16 protein-coding genes are annotated in these 21,726 nt (G+C 40.0%); 13 read left to right on the top strand and 3 right to left on the bottom strand.

The features are described 5' to 3' along the window. Positions 1-600 carry a tRNA-uridine aminocarboxypropyltransferase gene (locus ACGHEH_RS12355; protein ID WP_390445782.1) on the bottom strand — a complete coding sequence of 200 codons (600 nt, stop codon included), beginning with the start codon at positions 598-600 and terminating at the stop codon, positions 1-3. A gap of 113 nt (positions 601-713) precedes the next feature. On the opposite strand from ACGHEH_RS12355, the gene ACGHEH_RS12360 reads away from it, so the two are divergent. Continuing rightward, entirely contained in the window at positions 714-1,061 is a 348-nt protein-coding gene (locus ACGHEH_RS12360; RefSeq protein WP_390445784.1) for an Hpt domain-containing protein, read from the top strand. Positions 1,062-1,143: 82 nt separating this feature from the next. Then, positions 1,144-2,358: a pyridoxal phosphate-dependent aminotransferase gene (locus tag ACGHEH_RS12365; protein ID WP_390445787.1), complete on the top strand. Its 1,215-nt coding sequence runs from the start codon at positions 1,144-1,146 to the stop codon at positions 2,356-2,358. Between the two features lie 54 nt (positions 2,359-2,412). Here the strand turns inward: ACGHEH_RS12365 and ACGHEH_RS12370 are convergent, their stop codons facing one another. Continuing rightward, positions 2,413-3,447, bottom strand: a complete 1,035-nt coding sequence (locus ACGHEH_RS12370) for a LacI family DNA-binding transcriptional regulator (protein WP_390445789.1) — start codon at positions 3,445-3,447, stop codon at positions 2,413-2,415. Between the two features lie 292 nt (positions 3,448-3,739). Between ACGHEH_RS12370 and pgi the strand changes: the two genes are divergently transcribed. The 5 genes from pgi to ACGHEH_RS12395 all read left to right on the top strand — a co-directional run bounded on the left by pgi (position 3,740) and on the right by ACGHEH_RS12395 (position 12,782). Then, positions 3,740-5,380 carry a glucose-6-phosphate isomerase gene (gene pgi / locus ACGHEH_RS12375; RefSeq protein ID WP_390445792.1) on the top strand — a complete coding sequence of 547 codons (1,641 nt, stop codon included), beginning with the start codon at positions 3,740-3,742 and terminating at the stop codon, positions 5,378-5,380. A 271-nt stretch (positions 5,381-5,651) separates the two neighbouring features. After that, entirely contained in the window at positions 5,652-7,124 is a 1,473-nt protein-coding gene (gene zwf / locus ACGHEH_RS12380) for a glucose-6-phosphate dehydrogenase (RefSeq protein WP_390445795.1), read from the top strand. Further along, on the top strand, positions 7,124-7,831 hold the full coding sequence (gene pgl / locus ACGHEH_RS12385) for a 6-phosphogluconolactonase (protein ID WP_390445798.1): 708 nt from the start codon (positions 7,124-7,126) through the stop codon (positions 7,829-7,831). Before zwf ends, pgl begins: the two co-directional genes overlap by 1 nt. Before the next feature lie 651 nt (positions 7,832-8,482). Further along, positions 8,483-11,128 carry a TonB-dependent receptor gene (locus ACGHEH_RS12390; protein WP_390445801.1) on the top strand — a complete coding sequence of 882 codons (2,646 nt, stop codon included), beginning with the start codon at positions 8,483-8,485 and terminating at the stop codon, positions 11,126-11,128. A 130-nt stretch (positions 11,129-11,258) separates the two neighbouring features. Then, a complete protein-coding gene (locus ACGHEH_RS12395; protein ID WP_390445804.1) occupies positions 11,259-12,782 on the top strand; it encodes a tryptophan halogenase family protein in 1,524 nt (507 codons plus the stop codon). A gap of 30 nt (positions 12,783-12,812) precedes the next feature. On the opposite strand, the gene ACGHEH_RS12400 is transcribed toward ACGHEH_RS12395, so the two are convergent. After that, positions 12,813-14,345 (bottom strand): tryptophan halogenase family protein, encoded by a 1,533-nt coding sequence (locus tag ACGHEH_RS12400; RefSeq protein WP_390445806.1) that lies wholly within the window; start codon positions 14,343-14,345, stop codon positions 12,813-12,815. A gap of 193 nt (positions 14,346-14,538) precedes the next feature. Here ACGHEH_RS12400 and ACGHEH_RS12405 point away from each other — a divergent pair, with 193 nt between their 5' ends. The 6 genes from ACGHEH_RS12405 (at position 14,539) to ACGHEH_RS12430 (ending at position 21,700) form a co-directional block, all read left to right on the top strand. Next, the gene (locus ACGHEH_RS12405; RefSeq protein WP_390445809.1) at positions 14,539-15,249 is read left to right on the top strand and encodes a SapC family protein; all 711 of its coding nucleotides are present in this window, start codon (positions 14,539-14,541) and stop codon (positions 15,247-15,249) included. A 135-nt stretch (positions 15,250-15,384) separates the two neighbouring features. Further along, a complete protein-coding gene (locus tag ACGHEH_RS12410; RefSeq protein ID WP_390445811.1) occupies positions 15,385-16,413 on the top strand; it encodes an isoaspartyl peptidase/L-asparaginase family protein in 1,029 nt (342 codons plus the stop codon). 82 nt (positions 16,414-16,495) lie between these two features. Next, positions 16,496-16,924, top strand: a complete 429-nt coding sequence (locus ACGHEH_RS12415) for a CBS domain-containing protein (RefSeq protein ID WP_138482875.1) — start codon at positions 16,496-16,498, stop codon at positions 16,922-16,924. A gap of 120 nt (positions 16,925-17,044) precedes the next feature. After that, on the top strand, positions 17,045-20,929 hold the full coding sequence (gene hrpA, locus ACGHEH_RS12420) for an ATP-dependent RNA helicase HrpA (protein WP_390446028.1): 3,885 nt from the start codon (positions 17,045-17,047) through the stop codon (positions 20,927-20,929). An 87-nt stretch (positions 20,930-21,016) separates the two neighbouring features. Continuing rightward, a complete protein-coding gene (locus tag ACGHEH_RS12425) occupies positions 21,017-21,400 on the top strand; it encodes a PleD family two-component system response regulator (protein ID WP_138483044.1) in 384 nt (127 codons plus the stop codon). A 9-nt stretch (positions 21,401-21,409) separates the two neighbouring features. Further along, positions 21,410-21,700, top strand: coding sequence for a PilZ domain-containing protein (locus ACGHEH_RS12430; RefSeq protein ID WP_390445813.1), 291 nt, complete (start codon positions 21,410-21,412; stop codon positions 21,698-21,700). Positions 21,701-21,726: the final 26 nt, after the last annotated feature.

The following is a 21,726-nucleotide window of genomic DNA, read 5'->3' on the forward strand; positions in this document are numbered from 1 at the left end:
TTATTCTTCAAAGTACCTTGCTTTAACATGCTCAGGCATAAACTTGGTTTGTTGTTCAATCATGCCATTAAGAAGGTGCAACAAAGGTTGATTATCACAGCCGTCAACAATATTGATGAAGTGCCCGACGGCTTCTAAGGTCGAGAGACTATAGTTTTGTTCGGCTTTACGGATACGATATTGGTTCTCAGGTATAACTGAAAAACTGATTTTCTGTAACGCATGCAGGGAAGGGTTTAAAGCAAAAATTTTATTGGTTTTCTTCCAAGTACCATCAATAACCACCAAATGCGTGAGCTTCGGAGAAAGTGCTGAGCAGTTATGTACATCAATTGTATCTTTGCCTGGATATAAAAGTGCAGTGCTTTCTTTAGGAAGATCATTGAGTACTGATACGAAGTCACGCTCTGATTCACCGACAACAATTTGTATATCGCTTAATTGTAGTTGTAAAAGGCGAACGGTATTTTTAGCCAAGTTCACTTCGTCAGGGTGCTGCAGGATAATAATTTTGGTGCGGTTCTTTACTTTTTTAGTGACATATTCGCAGACACACGTTGTTACAGGATAATGACATTTTGTACAATTTGATCGTTTCATTTTCGTTTTCAAGCTCGTAACCTAAGCTGATTTTATCATATTTGATGATTATCTTTTGCCATCATCCAGGTATTTTACTACATTATTGAAAGATATAACGAAAGAGAGCAGTTATGAATGTAACAATCAATGAAGATGCGCTGGCCGGGATGCAGGCTCTGCTAGGAGAGCAATTTGCTGATACGGTGGTGTTTTGCTGTAGCGAGTTTGAGAGACTCGAAAATGAACTGAGAATGGCATTGAACAATGATAAACAAGAAGCCATTCGCCATGCTCATAGCTTAAAGTCAAATGCGGCCCAATTTGGTGCGACTAGCCTTAGTAATCTTGCGCGTGCGATTGAACAGGGTCTTATTCAAGATGACTTAGCTAATATGGACGATAATATGGCGCGATTGTCGGCTCAAGTCTCTGGTTCAAAATCGCAACTATTACAATGGCTAGAAGCAAATTGCAGCTAGAATAAAATTCATTTCATTTATCTTATTTCCCTCTGGTTTTTGCCGTGTGCTTTAGGCTATGCTGGCTCTATTGGGGGGAAGTATGTCAAAAATTACTAAAAGCAATAAATTACATGGCGTTTGCTATGACATTCGTGGTCCAGTTTTGCAACAAGCAAAGCAGATGGAAGATGATGGTTTAAAAGTTTTAAAGCTAAATGTAGGTAATCCTGCCTCTTTTGGTTTTGATATGCCAGAAGATATGCACAGAGATATCATTCGCAACTTGTATTCAGCTCAAGGTTACTGTGATTCAAAAGGGCTTTATTCTGCTCGAGTCGCTGTTTATCAACATTATCAGCAAAAGCAATTACCACATATTAGTGTAGATAACATTTACATTGGTAATGGGGTGAGCGAGCTTATTCAGATAACTACTCAAGCGCTGTTAAATTCGGGTGACGAAGTACTTATTCCAGCTCCTGATTATCCGCTTTGGACTGCATCAGTGAAGCTATCGGGTGGTAAGCCAGTGCATTACATGTGCGATGAAGAGCAAGACTGGTTCCCAGACATTGCTGATATTCGCGCTAAAATCACAGATAAAACTAAAGCGCTGGTGTTAATCAACCCAAATAACCCGACAGGGGCAGTTTACGACAAAACACTATTAGAAGAGTTGGTTAAGGTTGCACGTGAGCACAATCTGCTTATTTTAAGCGATGAGATTTACGAAAAGATACTTTACGATGGGGTAGAGCACTTTTCTATTGCTGCTTTATGTGACGATCTGCCTGTTATTACTTTCAATGGGTTGGCGAAAACTTACCGCGCAGCAGGTTTAAGAATGGGCTGGATGATCTTAAGCGGTAATATAGAGGCGATGAGCGACCTTATTACCGGTTTAGATATACTGGCCTCAATGCGTTTATGTGCCAACGTGCCAGCGCAGTTTGCCATTCAACAAGCCCTTGGTGGGGTGCAATCTATCGATAATTTAATCGAGCCTGGCGGCCGTCTATATGAGCAAAGAAACATAGCCTACGAAGGACTTAATGCCATTGATGGGATCAGTTGCGTGAAACCTAAAGGGGCACTTTACGCTTTTGCGAAAATTGATGTAGAAAAGTTTAATGTCAGCAATGATGAGAAAATGATGCTGGACTTATTAAAGCAAGAAAAAATATTACTTGTGCATGGTAGAGCTTTTAATTGGTACAAACCAGATCATTTCAGATTGGTTTTCTTACCTCATAAAGATGAATTGGTTCCAGCGATGGACAAAATGCAGCGATTTTTTGCAGGTTACAAGCAGTAAAAAATTCAACACATAAAAAAGCGCCAACGGGCGCTTTTTTTCAGATTTGTAACTTTATACAGGCGCGGGACCTGTGCTTTCCCGTACCACGATAGACGGTGTAAAGTTTGTAATGATGTCTTTTTCTTGCTTACGGCTGCTGCGAGCTTTACTAAAAAGTAAACGTGCCGCATGTTCTGAAATTACGTTATTGGCCTGGTGAGCGGTGGTCAGTTTTGGCCAGGTTTGACGAGAGAATGGTGAATCTTCGAATCCAGAAATAGACAGTTGCGATGGAATTTCAATGTTCATTAAGCGAGCTGCGAATAATGCCCCCGCGGCAACCTCATCATTACCGCCTAAAATAGCAGTTACACCAAGTTTGTTATTATCAGCCAAAAGGTGTTTTGCACCGTTGACTCCCGACTCGAAAGAGTAGTGACCTTCAAAAATCAATGACTGATTAAAACTGATATTGTTATCGGCTAGTGCTTGTTGGTAACCCGCTAATCGCTCAGTTGTTGATTTGTGCTCTTTGTCACCCAATACAAACGCTATATTTTTGTGGCCGTGCTTAATGAGGTGCTCTGTAATTTCGTATGCTGCCGCGAAGTCATTCACTAGGATGCAGTTGTTCTTTCCTTCATTCTGTTCTTCACGACCAGATAGTAAGCGTACATAAGGCATATTCATTTCATCAAGCATTTCGATGATATTTTGTTGTTCTGAAAGTGGGGGGGTTAGCACAAGGCCAGCAAGGCGAGAGCGTAGGATCATAGTTTTGAACTCATCCTGCATTTGGTCGTCAGTACTACTACAAGGATGAATAACCAACTCGAAACCTTCATCTCTACAGCGAGAAAGTACACCATTTTGCATATCAATCACGTAATAAGCATTCGGGTTATCATAAACAAGCGCAACCGCGAATGAAGAAGTACCTGCCAGATTTCGCGCTGCGATATTAGGTTGATAGTTCAATTCCTTGACAGCTTCCATAACAATATCATAGGTCTTTTTTCGTACAGAAGGTTCTTTGTTGATAACGCGAGATACGGTCTTCATAGACACACCAGCTAATTTGGCAACGTCATTAATAGTCACTTTCATAATTTATTATTCTTCAGCGTGAGAGAGCGAAACGGGCTCTTATTTCATTAAATGGTAATGATGATTAACTATTTTAACCAAGAAAGGAAATAAATAGCATCCTATCGGGAAATAAAAATTTGACTGATACCGGTGTCATTTTAAAAATATTCAGGTATTATCCACATTCTAAAATTGGAAATTAGTCAATTGACAGCGTTGTCATTTTAACTTATGGTTAACTCTGTCGAGTAATTTTAGTGCCGTTTTCAATTTTTAAGTATGTGCACAATCGTGTTTAGAGGAATGAATTATGAACTGCCGAAGTGAACTAAGTAGCTGGCAAGCACTTGAGAAATCTGCAGAAAGCTTGAAGCAACAACATTTAAAGTCGTTATTTGCAAACGATGACCAGCGCTTCGATAAGTTTTCTACTCAGATCCCAGGTCTTCTTTTCGATTACTCTAAACAGTTAATTGACGATTCAACATTTGCTCAACTTATTAACCTTGCCGAGCAATGCGATATTGCAGCTTGGCGCGAAAAAATGTTTTCAGGTGAGAAAATTAACATCACTGAAGACAGAGCTGTGTTACATACTGCACTAAGAAATCGTTCAAATTCAGTGGTTGAAGTCGATGGCGAAGATGTCATGCCATTAGTAAACGCCGAACTTGAAAAAATTAAAGCATTCACTGAAAAAGTGCGTTCAGGTGAGTGGTTAGGCTTTACAGGCGAGTCAGTAAAAGATGTTGTTGCAATTGGTGTTGGTGGTTCTAACCTAGGCCCTCAAATGGCAACTGAAGCGTTAAAAGCTTACGCTGATGACACGTTAAATGTACATTATGTTTCGAACGTTGATGGTGTTCAGTTATACCAAGCACTTGCAGGCTTAAACCCTGAGACGACGTTATTTGTGATTTCTTCAAAAACGTTTACAACGTCTGAAACAATGACCAATGCACGTTCATCTGTTACGTGGTTCTTAGAGTCTGATGCATCAAAAGCTGACATTGCAAAGCACTTCGTTGCCGTAAGTACCAACCTAGAGAAAACACGTGCGTTTGGTATAGCAGACGAAAATGTATTTACCATGTGGGATTGGGTTGGTGGTCGCTTCTCTCTTTGGAGCGCTATCGGCTTACCAATCGCACTTTATTTAGGTTACGAGCAGTTTGAAGCTGTGTTGGAAGGCGCTTTCGAAATCGACGAGCACTTCAAAACGGCTAAATTTGAAGACAATATTCCTCTAGTCATGGCACTTTTAAGCGTTTGGAATACCAGCTTTTTAGGTCACGCAGCGCAAGCAATTTTACCTTATGATCAAGCGCTACATATGCTTCCAGCTTACTTACAACAGGGTGAGATGGAAAGTAATGGTAAGCACGTGTCATTTGATGGTCGACAAGTGCCATATACAACTGTCCCGCTTATTTGGGGTATGACAGGTATTAATGGTCAGCACGCATTTTATCAGTACTTACACCAAGGTAATACGATTGTACCTGCTGATTTTATTGCGTCGTTGAAACCACAGCATAATATTGGTCAGCATCACGATATTTTATTATCGAACTTCTTCGCACAAACTGAAGCCATGATGGCGGGTGTTGATGCTGAGCAGGTTCGTGCAGATTTAACTGCAAAAGGCAAATCTGAAGCAGAAATTGGGCAATTAATTGCACACAAAATTCATCAGGGCAATCGCCCAACAACGTCTATGATTTTGGATGTAGTCGATGCCAAAGCGGTAGGTCGCTTAATCGCCTTATATGAGCACAAAATTTTCTGCCAAGGCGTTATTTTAGAGATTTGCTCTTTTGATCAATGGGGTGTTGAACTAGGGAAAGGTTTAGCATCAGCTATTGAAGCAGAACTAACACAAGAAAACGTTGAACACCAACATGATAGTTCAACTTCTGGATTAATTGCTTATTACAAGCAATATCGTTAATGGATTTCGTCTCATCCGAGACACACCGGTTTCACGCAAAGTGAAAACAATACCTTTGAACGGGTAGCGCTGGAGTTCTTAGGGCCTGTATTTTTGTGAGAGGAATTACAGAGCCCCTAAGACTCATTTTATCTTTTTCATTCGTTCCAGCTCCCGTAAAATGCAAACGAATTCAATACCGCAAACCAAGCTTGCTTGGTAAACTACCCAGTAAGCAAGTATGTAGCGCGTTATAGTAAAACGTCGCGCCTAACCATGTAGAGAGTAAATTATGCTTAACCCTTTTGATATTGTAATTTTTGGCGGTGGTGGTGATTTAGCACTTCGTAAATTATTGCCCGCGATGTATAGAGCTTATCAAGAAGGCAACTTACCTGAAGGCTCTCGTATTTTGCCAACCGTTCGTGGTCAAGAACAACAACAAGAATACATTGAAACGGCGCACAAAGCTCTTAAGTCATTTTTATCTGACGGTGAGTTTAACGATAAAGATTGGCAAGCGTTTTCAACTTATCTGATACCTGTTGTGATCAACGTGACTGAAGCGGATGATAACTGGGATGAATTACACAAGATTTTAAATTCAGATGCTGAAGATAAGTCTCGCGTTTTCTACCTATCTCTTCCTCCAGCTGTATACGGTCAGTGTTGTGAAATTTTATCCACCAAAGGCCTTATCACTAAAACATCACGTGTTGTGGTAGAAAAGCCAATTGGCTATTGCGGTAAGTCTGCAGAAGAAATTAATGCACGCATTGCTGAGTTTTTCAAAGAAGAGCAGATCTTCCGTATTGATCATTACTTAGGCAAAGAAACAGTACAAAACTTAATGGCACTTCGCTTCTCGAATGCTTTGTTCGAAAACTTATGGGATGCTAAAACTATTGATAATATTCAGATCAGTATTTCTGAAACAGTTGGTTTAGAATCTCGCGCAGGTTTTTATGATAAAGCAGGTGCACTTCGTGATATGGTTCAAAACCACCTGTTACAGCTGCTTTGCTTGGTTGCGATGGAATCGCCGCATAAGCTAAATGCACAAAGTATCCGTACTGAGAAGCTAAAAGTACTTGAGGCGCTGCGTCCATTACTTGATGAAGACGTTGATAATAACGTAGTACGCGGCCAGTATGTTCCAGGTGAGTTAGGTGGAAAAATTGTCCCTGGTTACTTAGAAGAGCTTGCAGAAGGCGCAAGTACAACAGAAACATTTGTAGCTATTCGGGCACATATCGATAACTGGCGCTGGTCAGGTGTACCTTTTTATCTAAGAACAGGTAAACGTATGAAGCAGCGCTGTGCCGAAATCGTGGTTGAATACAAGCCAGTTTCACACAATGTATATGACAACAATGTTGGCCCTGTAAAGCCAAACCGTCTTGTTATTCGTCTTCAGCCTGAAGAAAGTATTCAACTGACTCTGATGTCTAAAAAGTTAGACAAGCACGAGATGCAACTTCAACCAGTAACATTAAACATCGAGTTAAGCGAACAGTACGAAAATGGTTTCCACTCAGATGCTTATAAACGTCTAATGTTAGATGCTGCGGCAAATAACCCTTCATTGTTTATTCACAGACAAGAAGTACGCCGTGCATGGAAGTGGATAGATCCTATCATCGCTCGTTGGCAAGAGAAGGGGACTCCTTCACTTTACCGTGCAGGTTCATGGGGTCCAGAAGCGGCAGATGAGCTGTTAGATGAGTGTAACCATAAATGGTTTAATGTAGGAGAGGGCGCATAATGGCTAAATTAACAGAGCGTTTTTTTGATTCAAAAGAGCAAATGACAGAAGCCTTGTCTACTTTATTAAAAGAGCAATTGTCTTCAGGTATTGAACAAGATGGTAAAGCTGTGCTTATGGTTTCAGGCGGTTCATCACCTGCACCAGCTTATAAATATCTGGCAAACTTAGCGTTCCCTTGGGAAAAAGTCTCTGTAGCTATGGTTGATGAACGTTGGGTAGATGCCACTCATGAAAAGTCTAACGAGGCATTTATTAATTCGACGCTTATACAAAATCATGCTGCAAAAGCACACTTTGTAACAATGAAAAACTCGGCAGGTACTGCAGTTACAGGGCAAACTGAATGTGAAAAAGCCTATGCTGAATTAAAAACAGCAGATGTGACTATTCTTGGTATGGGACCTGACGGTCACACAGCATCTTTATTCCCTCATGCTGAAGGTTTAAAGAATGGCCTAGAAAGTACTGATAAAGTATGTGCAATTAATGCTATAGAAAGTGAAGTGACAGGGAGCATCACTGAGCGTATGAGCTTAACGCTTAGCGGTATTGCAGACTCTCGCAAAGTGGTGTTGTTGATTTCTGGTGATGAGAAAAAAGCGGTGTATGAAAATGCTAAAGCTGAAGGTTCAGAATTTGATGTACCTTTACGAGCAGTATTGAACCACTCTGATATCGATTTGACGGTATTTTGGACGCCTTAGTTCATCAATTGTGATATGACCTTAAAGCGCGCCTAATGGCGCGTTTTTCTTTTTAAGACTCACTTAAGTTATGAACTTTACTGATTCAGATCCAGAAACTCTGTATTAGTGGACTTTAGTAACTAAAGAGCCTTTGTGAAAAAAGAGACTGCATCTTCAAAGTGTTATTATCTAACTTCATAGCGAGAGCTAGCTTAACTTTTTAGTAGATTACAGAGAATTAAAAACAAATAGAGATAGACAGAAATGTAATTTAATATGTATAATGACAGCGCTGTCATTGAGAGTAATTATCACCCTTGAATGCTTCTGCCAAAGCAAATAACTCTTCATGTAGACCTAGAATTGAGATCCACAAGGACATTATGTGGCTCAGTTTAATGGTCCGACTTATCCCTTTTATCTATCCACAAACAAAGATTTTGTGCTATATTCTGCTTGTTTTATGTAACAAATTGTCTTTCAAATACGTAAAATTACTTATCTTTCAAAGCATTACGGTTCTTGTTGAATATTTTTTGAGTAGTACAACAAAAAAAATGTAGCGAAATTGTAATTTACGGTGTATGGTTTGTTATTAGATGACAACGCTGTCATCTTCACTGGGCAGAAGTGAATAAAAAACCAACAAAATGATTCAAGGGGAATCCTGTGTTAGCTAATAATTTTAAGAAAAGCTTAATCGCTGCCAACATCGGTCTAGTACTGACTGCTGGCGTATCGGGCGTTGCGTATGCAAATGAAGGCAGCAAGGCTCAAGAAGATGTTGAAGTAATTGAAGTACGTGGTATTCGCCGCTCTCTAGAAGCTGCAATGAATACAAAGCGCTTTGCAAATGCAGTTGTTGATGCTGTTTCTGCAGAGGATATTGGTAAATTTCCAGATAACAACGTGGCTGAAGCTTTAGGTCGTGTTCCTGGTGTTACAGTTTCACGTCAGTTCGGTGAGGGCTCTGCAGTTTCTATTCGTGGTGCATCAAACTCACTAACTCTTACTACTTTAAACGGCCAAAATGTTGCTTCAACTGGTTGGTACTCTCAGCAAGCAATTGACCGTACATTTAACTATTCAATGCTTCCACCAGAGCTTATTTCTGGTATGGAAGTTTACAAATCATCACAAGCTGACCTTCTAGAAGGTGGTGTTGGTGGTACTGTAGTAGTAAATACTCGTAAACCACTTGAGCTTGATGCTATGACAGTGTTTGGTTCTGTTAAAGCGACAAAGTCTTCAATCAGTGATGAAACTGATCCGGCTGCATCTGCATTAGTAAGCTGGAAAAATGATGATGAAAACTTTGGTATCTTAGCCGCAATCGCAAAATCTGACTACACGCTTGAACGTCGTGGTACAGAGTCTCTTCCTAACTGGGGTGGCCGTATCGCTCCTACTGCTTTCATTCAAAATCGTGAAAGAACAGCGACCGATTTCGTTGTTGAATATGCACCTACTGATAGCTTTAACATGAATGTTCATTATATGGATTTAGAGCTTGGTGCAGACAGTGTGAATATGCAGGTTTGGATCCCTCAAGATCTTTCTTCTTGTTACACAAATGCACAAGGTGTGGAAGTTAAGTGTACTACATCTGCAGAGTGGGCTGCACAAGATGACCTAGGTGTAAACAGCTACTGGGATGTACGTCCTCGTAACGCAACAATGGAAACATCTTCATTATCTACAGAATTTAATTATCTTGGCGACGGCTTCAAAATCAAAGGTCAGCTAGGCTCATCAGAAGCAACTGGTGGTACTAACTTTGAGACTAACGTTGCTTATTTATCTGGTGTTGGTGGTGCAGTTGGTACTATTGATGCTACGGGTGAAGTAATCCAACTAGACCTTGCAGATACAAGCTTTCCACTACCTTCAGCTGGTGAATACGTTGGTTGGGAAGGTTTACAGACAAGTTCAATTGTTAATGAGCCTCGTACAGACGAAGAGACTTATGCTCAGTTAGACGTAGAATTCGATACAGATTTTGATGTTATCACATCAATTAAAACAGGTATCCGTTGGTCAGAACATGATGTAGAACGTGATACTAACCGTCCTGTTCTAAAAGACTTTGACGGTGCTGCTCAGGCTGCGCTAGTTGACTCTTCTCGTTTCCAGAACGGTAAAATCGAAGCTGGCATGGATAACATGCTAATTCCTCGCGCTAACGGCGGTGCGATGATCGATTATACAAATGAATTCGTTGATGGTTGGATCCGTGAGCGTTCAGGTTATGCATCACTAAATGAAGAATCGTTTGCAGTTTACGCGATGGCGAACTTCGAAGGTGAAAACTATCGTGGTAACTTTGGTTTGCGATATGTTTCTACTGATGCGACTTCAAATGCTTATGGTTTAGCGCCAGGTTTCGAAGATCCAACGTTTGCTAGAAATAATGGATACAGCACAACGATTGTTTCTGAAAAGCATGATTATTCAGAGTTCTTACCGAGCTTCAACATTGCGTATGATTATTCAGAAGATATCATTATCCGTGCTTCTGCTGCGACAGTAATCTCTCGTCCAAACTATAACGACATGTTCTCTAACGCTGCACTTATCGGTTATGATGACAATGACCCTCAAAACCAAAGCGTTACAAAAGGTACGCCTAAACTTAGTCCGTTTAAGGCTAACCAAGCAGACCTAGGTGTTGAGTATTATTTCTCGCCTTCAAGTTTAGTGTCAGTAGGCTTGTTCTGGAAAGATGTTGATACATTTACTACATTTGCTGAAACACCAAATCAATCTATCGGCATTACAGACCCAGGTACTGATACAGATAGCTGGTTACTACAATCTTATGTAGATGGTGACGGTGGTGATGTTCTAGGCCTTGAGTTCCAAGTACAGCATTCATTCGAAAATGGTTTTGGTGTGGTTTACAACTATACATATGCTGACGCTAATGCTGAAGCATCAAACTTTGTTGACCATAACCCAATTTTCTCTGATTCATCAGAGCATACAGTAAATACAGTTGTATTCTACGAGGCTGATAACTTCTCAGCGCGTGCTGCATACTCATGGCGTTCAGAATATATGATCCGTGAAACGGGTTTCTACGGTGCACGTGAACACCAAGATTTCGGTACTCTTGATTTAAGTTTCACTTATGACATTAATGAGAACTTCACTGTAGTTGCGGATATCACTAACCTACTAGAAGAAGACAGCATTCAATTAGGTAAGCACCAGAAGTGGACAGATGCTGATGCTAAACGCTTCAGCATGAACTATCCTAATGTTGCATACCAAGGTGAAGCACGTTATTCACTAGGTTTACAATTCCGCTTCTAATCGAAGCTTTGAAAAAAACCCGAGCACTGGCTCGGGTTTTTTGTTATTGATTAAGCATCTGACTTTTATCGCTTTAAAGAAGTAATTCAGAAACTTCTTTTGTTAATCGAATATTTGGGCATGATTACTCATGAAGATTAAAAAAATTGCTATTGTAGGCGCAGGCACTGCTGGTTGGTTGGCTGCAAATCATTTAGGTAAATCATTAAAAAATAGAGGCATATCTATTACTCTGATTGAGTCTCCAGATATTCCAACTATAGGAGTAGGTGAGGGAACCGTGCCAATGATGAGGGAAACACTAAAAAGCTTCGGTATTTCTGAAACTGAGTTTTTTAGACGCTGTGACGCTTCCTTCAAACAGTCTATAAAATTTGTTAATTGGTTAGATAAGTATACGCATGGTGAACAAAATTATTATCACCATTTATTTGATTACCCATTTCCTAATAACTACGACTTGACTCCATTTTGGTTATCAAAACAAAATATTCCCTATTCAGAAGCCGTGTCATTTCAATCAAAAGTATGTGATAGCCTCCTAGCTCCAAAATTTAAAACAACTGCTGAATATCATGGTGAAACCACTTATGCATATCATTTAAATGCAAAATCTTTTGCGAGTCTATTAAAAGAAAATGCAATCTCTAAATTCAATGTAAACCATAAAATTGCTAACGTTACCGATGTTGAATTTGATGATGAGGGATTCATTAAGGCTTTAGAGCTCGATAATGAGGCAACAGATAGCTATGACTTTTATATTGATTGTACGGGTTTTAACTGCTTTTTATTGGGAGAAAAGTTAGGTGTTGAATTTACTTGCTTAGGAAATAAATTACCTATTGATACTGCAATCACAGCCCAAGTCCCCGTATCTAATAATCAGGAAATACCACCATATACTATTGCAACAGCCCATCAAGCTGGGTGGATTTGGGATATAGGGTTACAGACGAGACGAGGTACAGGTTTTGTATATTCATCAAAGCATTTATCACATGACCAAGCTCGAGCTAAATTTGAGAAGTATTTAGGGCTTTCTTTAGATTCGGTGATGACTAAACGTATTCCCATGAACATTGGTTATAGAGAACACTTTTGGAAGAAAAACTGTGTAGCTATAGGTCTGTCTCAGGGTTTTGTTGAGCCTTTAGAAGCAACGGCTATTCTTGTCACTGACTTTTGTGCAAGACACCTAGCTGAGCGTTTTCCGCATACATTATCAGAATCGGAAAATCGAGCGAAAACTTTCAATAGAAATGTAAAATATACTTGGGATAGGGTTGTAGATTTTATTCAGCTTCATTATTACTTGTCAGACAGAAATGACTCTCAATTTTGGCGAGACTGGAAGAACAAGGCACTTCTTTCGGACGATTTACTTGAGAAACTAGACTTATGGCGTACACACCCTCCTATATCGACTGATTTTTCTTCAAAGTTTGAAGTGTTTGACGTCGAAAATTACTTATATGTATTGTATGGGATGCGTTTTAATACACAATCTCCAAGTTTTAATGATAATGATGCAGCACTGGCGGATGATATTTTGGCAATGGTAGATCAACACGCTGAGGTATTAAAATCAAAATTACCTTCACATAGAGAGCTGTTAGAAAACATTAATAAATACCCAATGCCAAAGGTATAAAGTTATGCCCCATAAAGGGGCAAAACAACTTTATTTTATGTAGCTTTCTATGAGCTTTCGGTTAGAGTGTAACTTTTGTTTAGCACTTTCAACTTTAAGTTGAATTGACTCAAACGCTTTATCAATTAGCGCTTCTGGTAAGGGGGCGCTTTCTACATACTCTGGAAGGAATTCAAGACCATAGATGATATATTGCCAGCTTGCTAGCGTGAAAAGGTCATATTTATATGGTAAATCACCATCCGTAATTCCATAGTATTGCCAAGCTTGTAGCTTTTCATTTAGAGATTCAGGCAATGTTTCTTCAGAAGTATGCTCTTGCCAAAATTTTGAATCCCTTCTTTTAGATAAACAATAATGTAATTTAATAAAATCAATGATGTTATCCCAACGAGAGGTAAAAATTTCGTTGTATTGCTTTTGACGTGTCTCCATTGCAGCTCTATGTTCAGGAAAACGTGCAGCAAGTGATCTAATACCTGCTTCTACCATTGCTATAGCGGTAGCTTCAAGTGGTTCAACAAAACCACTTGAGAAACCGATAGCGCAACAGTTTTTATACCAAGACTTTTCTCTGTAACCTGTTTTGAAGCTGATATGTCTTAAAGGCGCTTGGTAATAATCTTGGCCTAAATAGCTCTTTAAAACATTTTCAGCTTGTTCTTTAGTTGAGTGTTTTGAAGAGTAAACATAGCCAGTGCCTCGCCTTGTTTGTAGAGCAATATCCCAAATCCATCCAGCTTCTTGAGCTGTAGAAATTGTATGAGTAGGGATGGCAATGGCTTCATCTGCGTAATTTATTTGGCAAGTTACAGCAGTATCTACAGGTAAATATTTAGATTTATCTACGAAAGGGACATTCAGTGCTTGAGATAATAGTAGAGAGCTAAAACCTGTACAGTCTACAAAGAAATCAGCAGCGTATTGTTTGCCTTCTGCACTGACTATTGAAGCAATGTAGCCTTCATCGTCTAATTCAGCACTTTCAATGTCATCAAGAATATGTGTTATTCCAAGTTTGTTTTTACCGTGATCTCTAAGTAGTATGCCTAATTTACTTGCATCTAGGTGATAAGCATACTTTGCTAGCCACGAATACTCAGGTGTTTGCAGTTGTTTAGGTGCTAGATTTTCATCACATAATGTTGCCTGTACACTGGTTGAGTGTGCAAAATCTAGTGGTGCTCTGTTTGCTTTTTTTCTTTCAACCCAATAAGCACTTAAATCTATACCTTTTGGCATCTCAGGGGGATCAAATGGATGGTAATAACTATGTGCCTTTTCTTCAGGATCGTGTAACCAATTTTTGAACAGTGCGCCTTGTTTAAAGCTTGCATCACAACAAGATAAAAACTCTTTCTCAGATAAACCTATCTCATAAAGGGTACTTACAATTGTAGGAAAGGTGCCTTCACCGACACCGATGGTAGGGATATTTTCAGATTCAATTAAAGTAACTTGAATATCTCTTCCAGTTTTTTTAAAACTGCTTGCTAGATAGTTAGCAGATAACCAACCTGAGGTGCCACCACCGACAACTATTACTTTTTCTACATTATTCATTCTGTCAGTCCGGATGTATTATTTTGATATTAGATTTAAGCACAGTTAGACAGCGTTGTCATAAATTTAAGCATCTTAAAATTATTTTGAATAATTACCAAAAAAGCGAAATTTTATCCTTCCATTTATCTTTTAAAACCTTTAGCCTAAGCGCACTAAAAGTAATAATTACGTAAATGAATGGAGTAGTATTATGGCGGAGCAACAAGTGCAGCCTCTACATAACGAGAAGCATGCCAACATTAAAGTAAAAAACGGCATCAACGTTGAATTTTTAAAATCACAGCACTTAATGCCAGTAGTAGCGCATGAGTTTGCGCGTGTTGCCACTGAATTCCCAATGGCGTTTGTTAAAAACACTGAGAATGGTCAATTCCAACCAGTTGTCATGTTTGGTCTTGAGCCTGGTGAAAACTTATTTGTACAAGACGGCAAATGGACAGCTGGTTTTGCACCTTTAGCTGCTGCTCGTTACCCGTTTGGTCTTGTGAAGCACCCTGAAGAAGATCAATTCGGTATTGTTATCGATGAAGCAAGCCCATTAGTTGGTGAAGAAGAAGGTAATGCGTTATTTGCTGACGGCAAAGAAACAGAATACCTTGAGCGTCGTAAAGAAGCACTAGTAAACTATGTTGAGTTTGCACGTGTAACTGAAGCGTTCACGGCTTACCTAGCTGAGAAAGAGCTTTTAGTTCAACAAACTTTAACAGTTGAAATCGCTGGTGAGAAAAAAGACATCAACGGTATCTACCTTGTTGACGAACGTAAACTAAACGAATTAAGCGATGAAGCATACCTAGAACTACGTAAGCGTGGTTACCTTGCTCCTATTTTTGCTTTCTTAACGTCTACTCATCAAGTAGCTCGTTTAGCGCGCTTAAAAGCACAGCGTCAAGCTAGCTAATTATAAAGCGTTTGAAAAAAAGCACCTGAAGGTGCTTTTTTTGTGCCTGCAATTTGGTTAATTAAGTTTGACTCGTTTTGTTGCTATTTAGTTACAAACTTCTCAAGATGAACTAAAAAAGTCCAAGGATAAAATATGAATAAGAAACCTCTATTAGCGGCTATTGGTTTTGCTATATCGAGTTTTGGTACGATGGCACAAACGCAACCTATTGCAATCGCTATTCATGGTGGTGCGGGTACAATTGAGAAAAGTCGTTTTACACCTGAACAAGAAAAAGCCTACAGAGCTAAATTAAGAGAAGCAGTGGAAATCGGTTATAAAGTACTTGAGTCGGGTGGTGAGAGCCTAGATGCGGTAACAGCGGCTATCAATATCTTAGAAGATTCGCCTTTTTTTAATGCCGGCAAGGGCGCTGTTTATACATATGATGGTTCTCATGAGTTAGATGCATCCATTATGGATGGCCGCAATCGTCAGGCAGGGGCAGTTGCGGGGGTAAGAACGGTTAAAAATCCGATAGATTTGGCTCGCTCAGTGATGGAAAACTCTGTGCATGTGATGCTGAGCGGATCAGGTGCCGAGCAATTTGCAAAACAACAAGGCTTCGATTTTGTAGACAATAGTTACTTTGATACTAAACATCGTTATGAAGCGCTTATCAAAGCCAAAAAAAAACTAGATGTGGCTAATAAAACCAGCAAAGCCTACCAGGCTGCACACCAAGCACTGGCGGACGAATATAAAATGGGCACAGTCGGTGCCGTTGCTTTAGATAAAAATGGCAACCTGGCTGCTGGCACATCAACGGGCGGAATGACTGCAAAGCGCTTTGGCCGCGTGGGTGATTCACCAGTAATAGGTGCGGGTACATTTGCTGATAACCGCTCATGTGCTGTTTCGGCGACTGGTCATGGCGAGTATTTTATTCGTTACAGCGTTGCCAGTGATATTTGTGCAAGGGTCCAGTATCAAAGAAAGTCAATTGAACAAGCGGGTAAAGAAGTGATCAACGATGTTCTCATGCCTATCGGTGGTACAGGGGGGGTGATCATTGTGGACACCAAAGGCAATATCAGTATGCCATTTAATACCAAAGGTATGTATCGAGCCAGTAAGTCGTCGTCACAAGATACTCAGATAGGTATTTTCAAAGACGATTAACCTTTAATTTTTTGAAAATACAGGCAACTCCATGATAGCCAGCTATATTTAACTTAGCTGGCTTTTTTAATGGAGCGAAATAATGCATTCAATCAAAGTAAAAGACTATCTAAATCATCGTCCAGTTACCTTCTCTCAAGATATGCGCATAGAAGCTGCAGTAGAAAAACTATTGCAAAGTGGTCAGTCGGGTGGCCCCGTTATTGATGAGAATAAGAAAGTAATAGGTTTTTTGTCAGAGCAAGATTGCTTAAAAAAAATGTTAGAAGCAACTTATCAAAACGAGTCTCACAGTGTGGTGTCTGATGTCATGAATGCAGAGCCTTTTTGCGTTTCGGCTGATGACAGCATTGTACAAATGGCCGACAGAATGACTGTGAATACTCCTAAACTGTATCCAGTTTGTGATAGTGATGGCATTTTAGTTGGGGTAATTACTCGGGCACATGTTTTGTTAGCACTTGATAAACATCTGCACGATAATTATGAGTCCGGTCATCGATATGTGTGATTTGCACGGATAGCAATTGATTAAATAATCGTTTAATAGAACAACGACTTCAGTAATAGGCTCAGTAAACGGTTTTTGATATACTTGCCGCTGTTTTATTTTTAAAAGAGTGTCGTGGAAGTGAGTGTAGGACCGTTATTTACTGAGCTAAAAACTTGCCTTAAGAAAGATCAGTTTATTTTTAAAAAACGCCTGCATGGTGTTAAAAAAATAAATGACGAGAATAAACAAACCAAAGTTATTGCTTCAATTAAGAAAGATATTGAGGCCAGTCAGTCGTTGCGTGTTACTCGCTTAGAAAACCTACCAAAAGTAGATTACCCTGAGCAACTTCCTGTTAGCCAGAAAAAAGATGAAATAAAAAAAGCCATCGCTGAAAATCAAGTTGTGATTGTGGCTGGTGAAACGGGCTCGGGTAAAACCACACAGTTACCAAAAATTTGCCTAGAGCTAGGTCGTGGAGTCGACGGCTATATTGGTCATACTCAGCCTCGTCGATTAGCAGCAAGAAGCGTTGCAAATCGTATTGCCGAAGAACTAAATTGTGATTTAGGTGAAGAGGTTGGTTTTAAAATTAGATTTAGCGATCAGGTTGGCGACAACTCGTACGTTAAACTTATGACCGATGGTATTTTGTTGGCGGAAATTCAAAATGATCGTTTTTTGAATCAGTACGATACGATTATTATTGATGAAGCCCACGAAAGAAGCCTTAACATTGATTTTATCTTAGGTTATCTAAAAAACCTTTTACCTAAGCGCCCTGATCTAAAAGTCATCATCACATCTGCAACCATTGACCCTGAACGTTTTTCAAAACACTTCAATAATGCACCTATTATTGAAGTATCAGGAAGAACCTACCCAGTTGAGGTACGATATAGGCCAACACTTGATTTAGCAGGCAATGAAAGCGAAGCAGAAAACGACCAACTGCAAGGCATTTTTGATGCGGTTGATGAGTTATGCACGGAAGGTCCGGGTGACATTCTTATTTTCATGAATGGTGAAAGAGAGATCAGAGATACCGCTGATGCGCTAGGTAAGCGAAATCTAAAGGGGGTCGAAGTCCTACCGTTATATGCCAGACTCTCAAATGCGGAGCAAAATCGTATTTTTGCCCCGCACAGCCATCGACGCATTGTCTTATCTACTAACGTAGCTGAAACATCACTGACTGTACCAGGCATTCGTTATGTGATTGACCCAGGTACTGCACGTATTAGTCGTTACAGTTACCGAACAAAAGTACAGCGTTTACCTATCGAGGCTATTTCTCAAGCCAGTGCTAATCAGCGTAAAGGCCGCTGTGGTCGTGTGGCTTCAGGTATTTGTATTCGCTTGTATTCAGAAGAAGACTTTTTAGGTCGTCCAGAGTTTACAGATCCTGAGATCCTTCGTACAAACTTAGCATCGGTTATCTTGCAAATGCTTGGCTTAGGACTGGGTGATATCAGTGAGTTTCCGTTTGTACAATCACCTGATAGCCGTAATATCAATGACGGTATTGCCTTACTAGAAGAACTCGAAGCGGTTCACCCTTCAAAAAGAAGACAGCAGACTAAGCTCACTCAATCTGGTCGTGCTTTGAGCCGCTTACCGATCGATCCTCGCTTGGCGAAAATGGTGTTGTCTGCTGAAAAGCTGGGCGCATTGCATGAAGTCATCGTCATAGTTGCTGCCTTATCGATTCAAGATCCTAGAGAGCGCCCACAAGATAAAAAAGGTGCATCAGATGAAAAACATGAGCGCTTTGCGCATCCTGATTCTGATTTTTTAGCATTCTTAAATTTATGGTATTACTTAGAGCAACAACAAGAAGAGTTAAGCCGTAGCCAATTCAGAAAGCTTTGTCAGAAAGAGTTCTTAGCCTATATGCGTATTCGTGAATGGCAAGATATTGTTTATCAGTTGACCACAGTCTGCGAAGAAATGGGGATGAAACTTACTGATAATCAAGCCGAAGTAGATAACATTCATCAAGCCTTGCTCAGCGGTATGTTGAGTCATATTGGCTTCAAAGATGAAAAGCAGGTCTATAAAGGGGCGCGTAATAGCCAATTCCATATTTTCCCAGGTTCTAGCCTTTTTAAAAAGTCGCCAAAGTGGCTGATGTCAGCAGAGTTGGTTGAAACCAGTAAGCTGTATGCCCGCATGAATGCGAAAATTGATGTGGCTTGGGTGCCACCGATTGCTCAGCATCTAGTGAAGCGTAGTTTTAGCGAGCCTCACTGGGAGAAAAAACCAGGCTGTGTGATTGCCTACGAGCAGCAAAGTCTATATGGCATGCTCATCGTCTCTAAGAAGCGTACCGTATATAGTCAAATTGACCCAGTTGTCAGCCGCGAATTATTCATTAAAGAAGCGCTGATTGCAGATCAACTCGGGCAACAAGAAGGCTTTTTGAAATATAACCAAGATTTAATTGATGAAATCCACACGCTTGAGAAAAAAGCCCGCCGTAGAGATATCTTAGTCGACGAAATTACTTTGTTTGAGTTCTACGATGAGAAAATTCCACAGGACGTTAATAACCGTGCTGCGTTCAACCATTGGTGGAAAAAACAAAAGCAAAAAGATAAGCGCTACCTACATATGTCTCGTGATTATTTGATGCAGCATGGGGCGGAGCAGATCACTGAGTTTGATTATCCTGATACGTGGCAACAAGGTAATTTGATTCTGCCGTTGAGTTATCATTTTGAGCCAGGACAGCCTGTTGATGGTGTTACGGTTAATATTCCTTTGGCACTGCTTAACCAAGTTCAAGATGAAGGGTTTGACTGGCATATTCCTGCACTCAGACACGAACTCATATGTGGTCTTATCAAAAGTTTGCCGAAAACGTTAAGAAGAAATTTTGTTCCAGCACCAAATTATGCTGATGCGGTTTTAGCGAGTGTTGAGCCGATGCAAGGGCGCTTAATTGATGCACTTAGCAATCGACTACTGAAAATGACAGGGGTTCGTGTTGCTGAAGAGCAATGGGATATCAGCACGTTAGATACCCATTTAGTGATGCAATTTGAAATCGTTGACGAGAAAAATAAAGTTTTAGCTCACGGTAAAGATTTGCTGAAATTAAAAGCGCAATTACAAGGTCAAGTAACAAGTACGCTGTCTAAAGTGGCAGAGCAGGGCATTGAACAAAGCGATCTCACACAATGGGAGTTTGGTGAGTTACCAAAAGAGTACACTAAGAAGCAGGGTAACTACGAAATCAAAGCATTCCCTGCGCTGGTAGATAAAAAGTCTAGTGCTGCCATTGAATTATTCGACAATGAATTAAAAGCACACGCTGCGCATCAGCAAGGGTTAAGGAGACTAGTGTTATTAAATGTACCGTCACCAATTAAATACTTGCAGCAGCATTTACCAAACAAGGCCAAACTGGGCTTGTACTTTAACCCATTTGGTAAAATACAAGACTTGATTGATGACTGTATTGCCTCTGGTGTGGATGCCTTGTTACAAAAACATGGTGATATTCGAGACGAGCAAGCGTTTGAGCAGGTAAAAGAGTTTGTCCGTGGTGAGCTAGGTGATGCCGTAGTTGAAATTGCCACTCAGGTAGAACAAGTGTTAAGCGTTGCACATGCTATTAATAAGCGTATGAAAGGCAAGGTTGATTTAACTATGATCACCGCTCACGGTGACATTAAATCCCAGCTCGAATCTCTAGTTTTTAGAGGGTTTGTAAGTAAACATGGTGCTGAGAAACTCAATGATTTACTGCGGTATATGAAAGCCATTGAGCGTCGTTTAGAAAAACTGCCCGTTGATCCAAATAGAGACAGATTGTGTACATTAGAGTTAGATAAAGTAGCTCAAGAGTACCAGAAAAAGCTGGCGAAAATTCCAAAGGGTTTACCGGTACCAAAAGAGCTTGAAAATATTTTTTGGATGCAGCAGGAACTAAGAGTGTCTTTGTTTGCTCAAACATTAGGAACACCTTATGCAATTTCAGCTAAGCGTGTACTTAATGCACTTAAAGAGTGTGATTAATTGTCAATTCGCCTTGCAATTTGAGCTAGGCGAATTACCTTAATAAGAGGAACTAAATTGAGTATTGAAAAGGAAGTAGCATTGCCAATGACAACTCAAGTAAAAGCAAAACCAACGCCGCATGTGTTGGTGGTTGATGATGAATATTTTAATTTTGAAATGCTCACCACAGCGCTATCGAGTAACTTTGAGCTCAGTTATGCTGACTCAGGCAAGTCGTGTTTGTCATCGGCTATCGCGAACCCACCTGATGCTATTTTACTAGATGTCTGTATGCCTGGTCTTGATGGCTATGATACTTGTCGGCTATTGAAAAATACGCCAGAAACAAAAGACATTCCAATAGTCATGTTATCAGGGCTTGAGTCTGAGCAAGAGCAACAAGCCGGATTCGAAGCTGGGTGCGATGCTTACGTAGTAAAACCTTTTTCAATGCAACAATTACTAGAAAAACTAAAATCAATGGTTTAGGAGTACTCTATGTTGCACGAAGATAAACGCCGCTTTATGCGTATGATGGTTAATGCTGAGGCAAAAATTTCAGTTTTAGAACAACAGCTCAATCTGGTTGGTAAATGCTTAGATTTGAGTGCGACAGGTCTTTCCATTGCGGTTGAACAACCATTAGAAGTCGATACCATACTAGATATTCATATTGACTCAAGCAGTGCCAGTATTCCACCTTTGAATGCCCACACTAAGGTTGTGCGTTGTGCGCAAGATGAGCAAGGTCAATATGTACTGGGTGTTGAAATCGTTCAATTCAATTAAGAAGATTCTTTTTGATTCAGGTGATT

This window comes from Pseudoalteromonas sp. MTN2-4 (assembly GCF_042848605.1).
Taxonomy (GTDB): Bacteria; Pseudomonadota; Gammaproteobacteria; order Enterobacterales; family Alteromonadaceae; genus Pseudoalteromonas.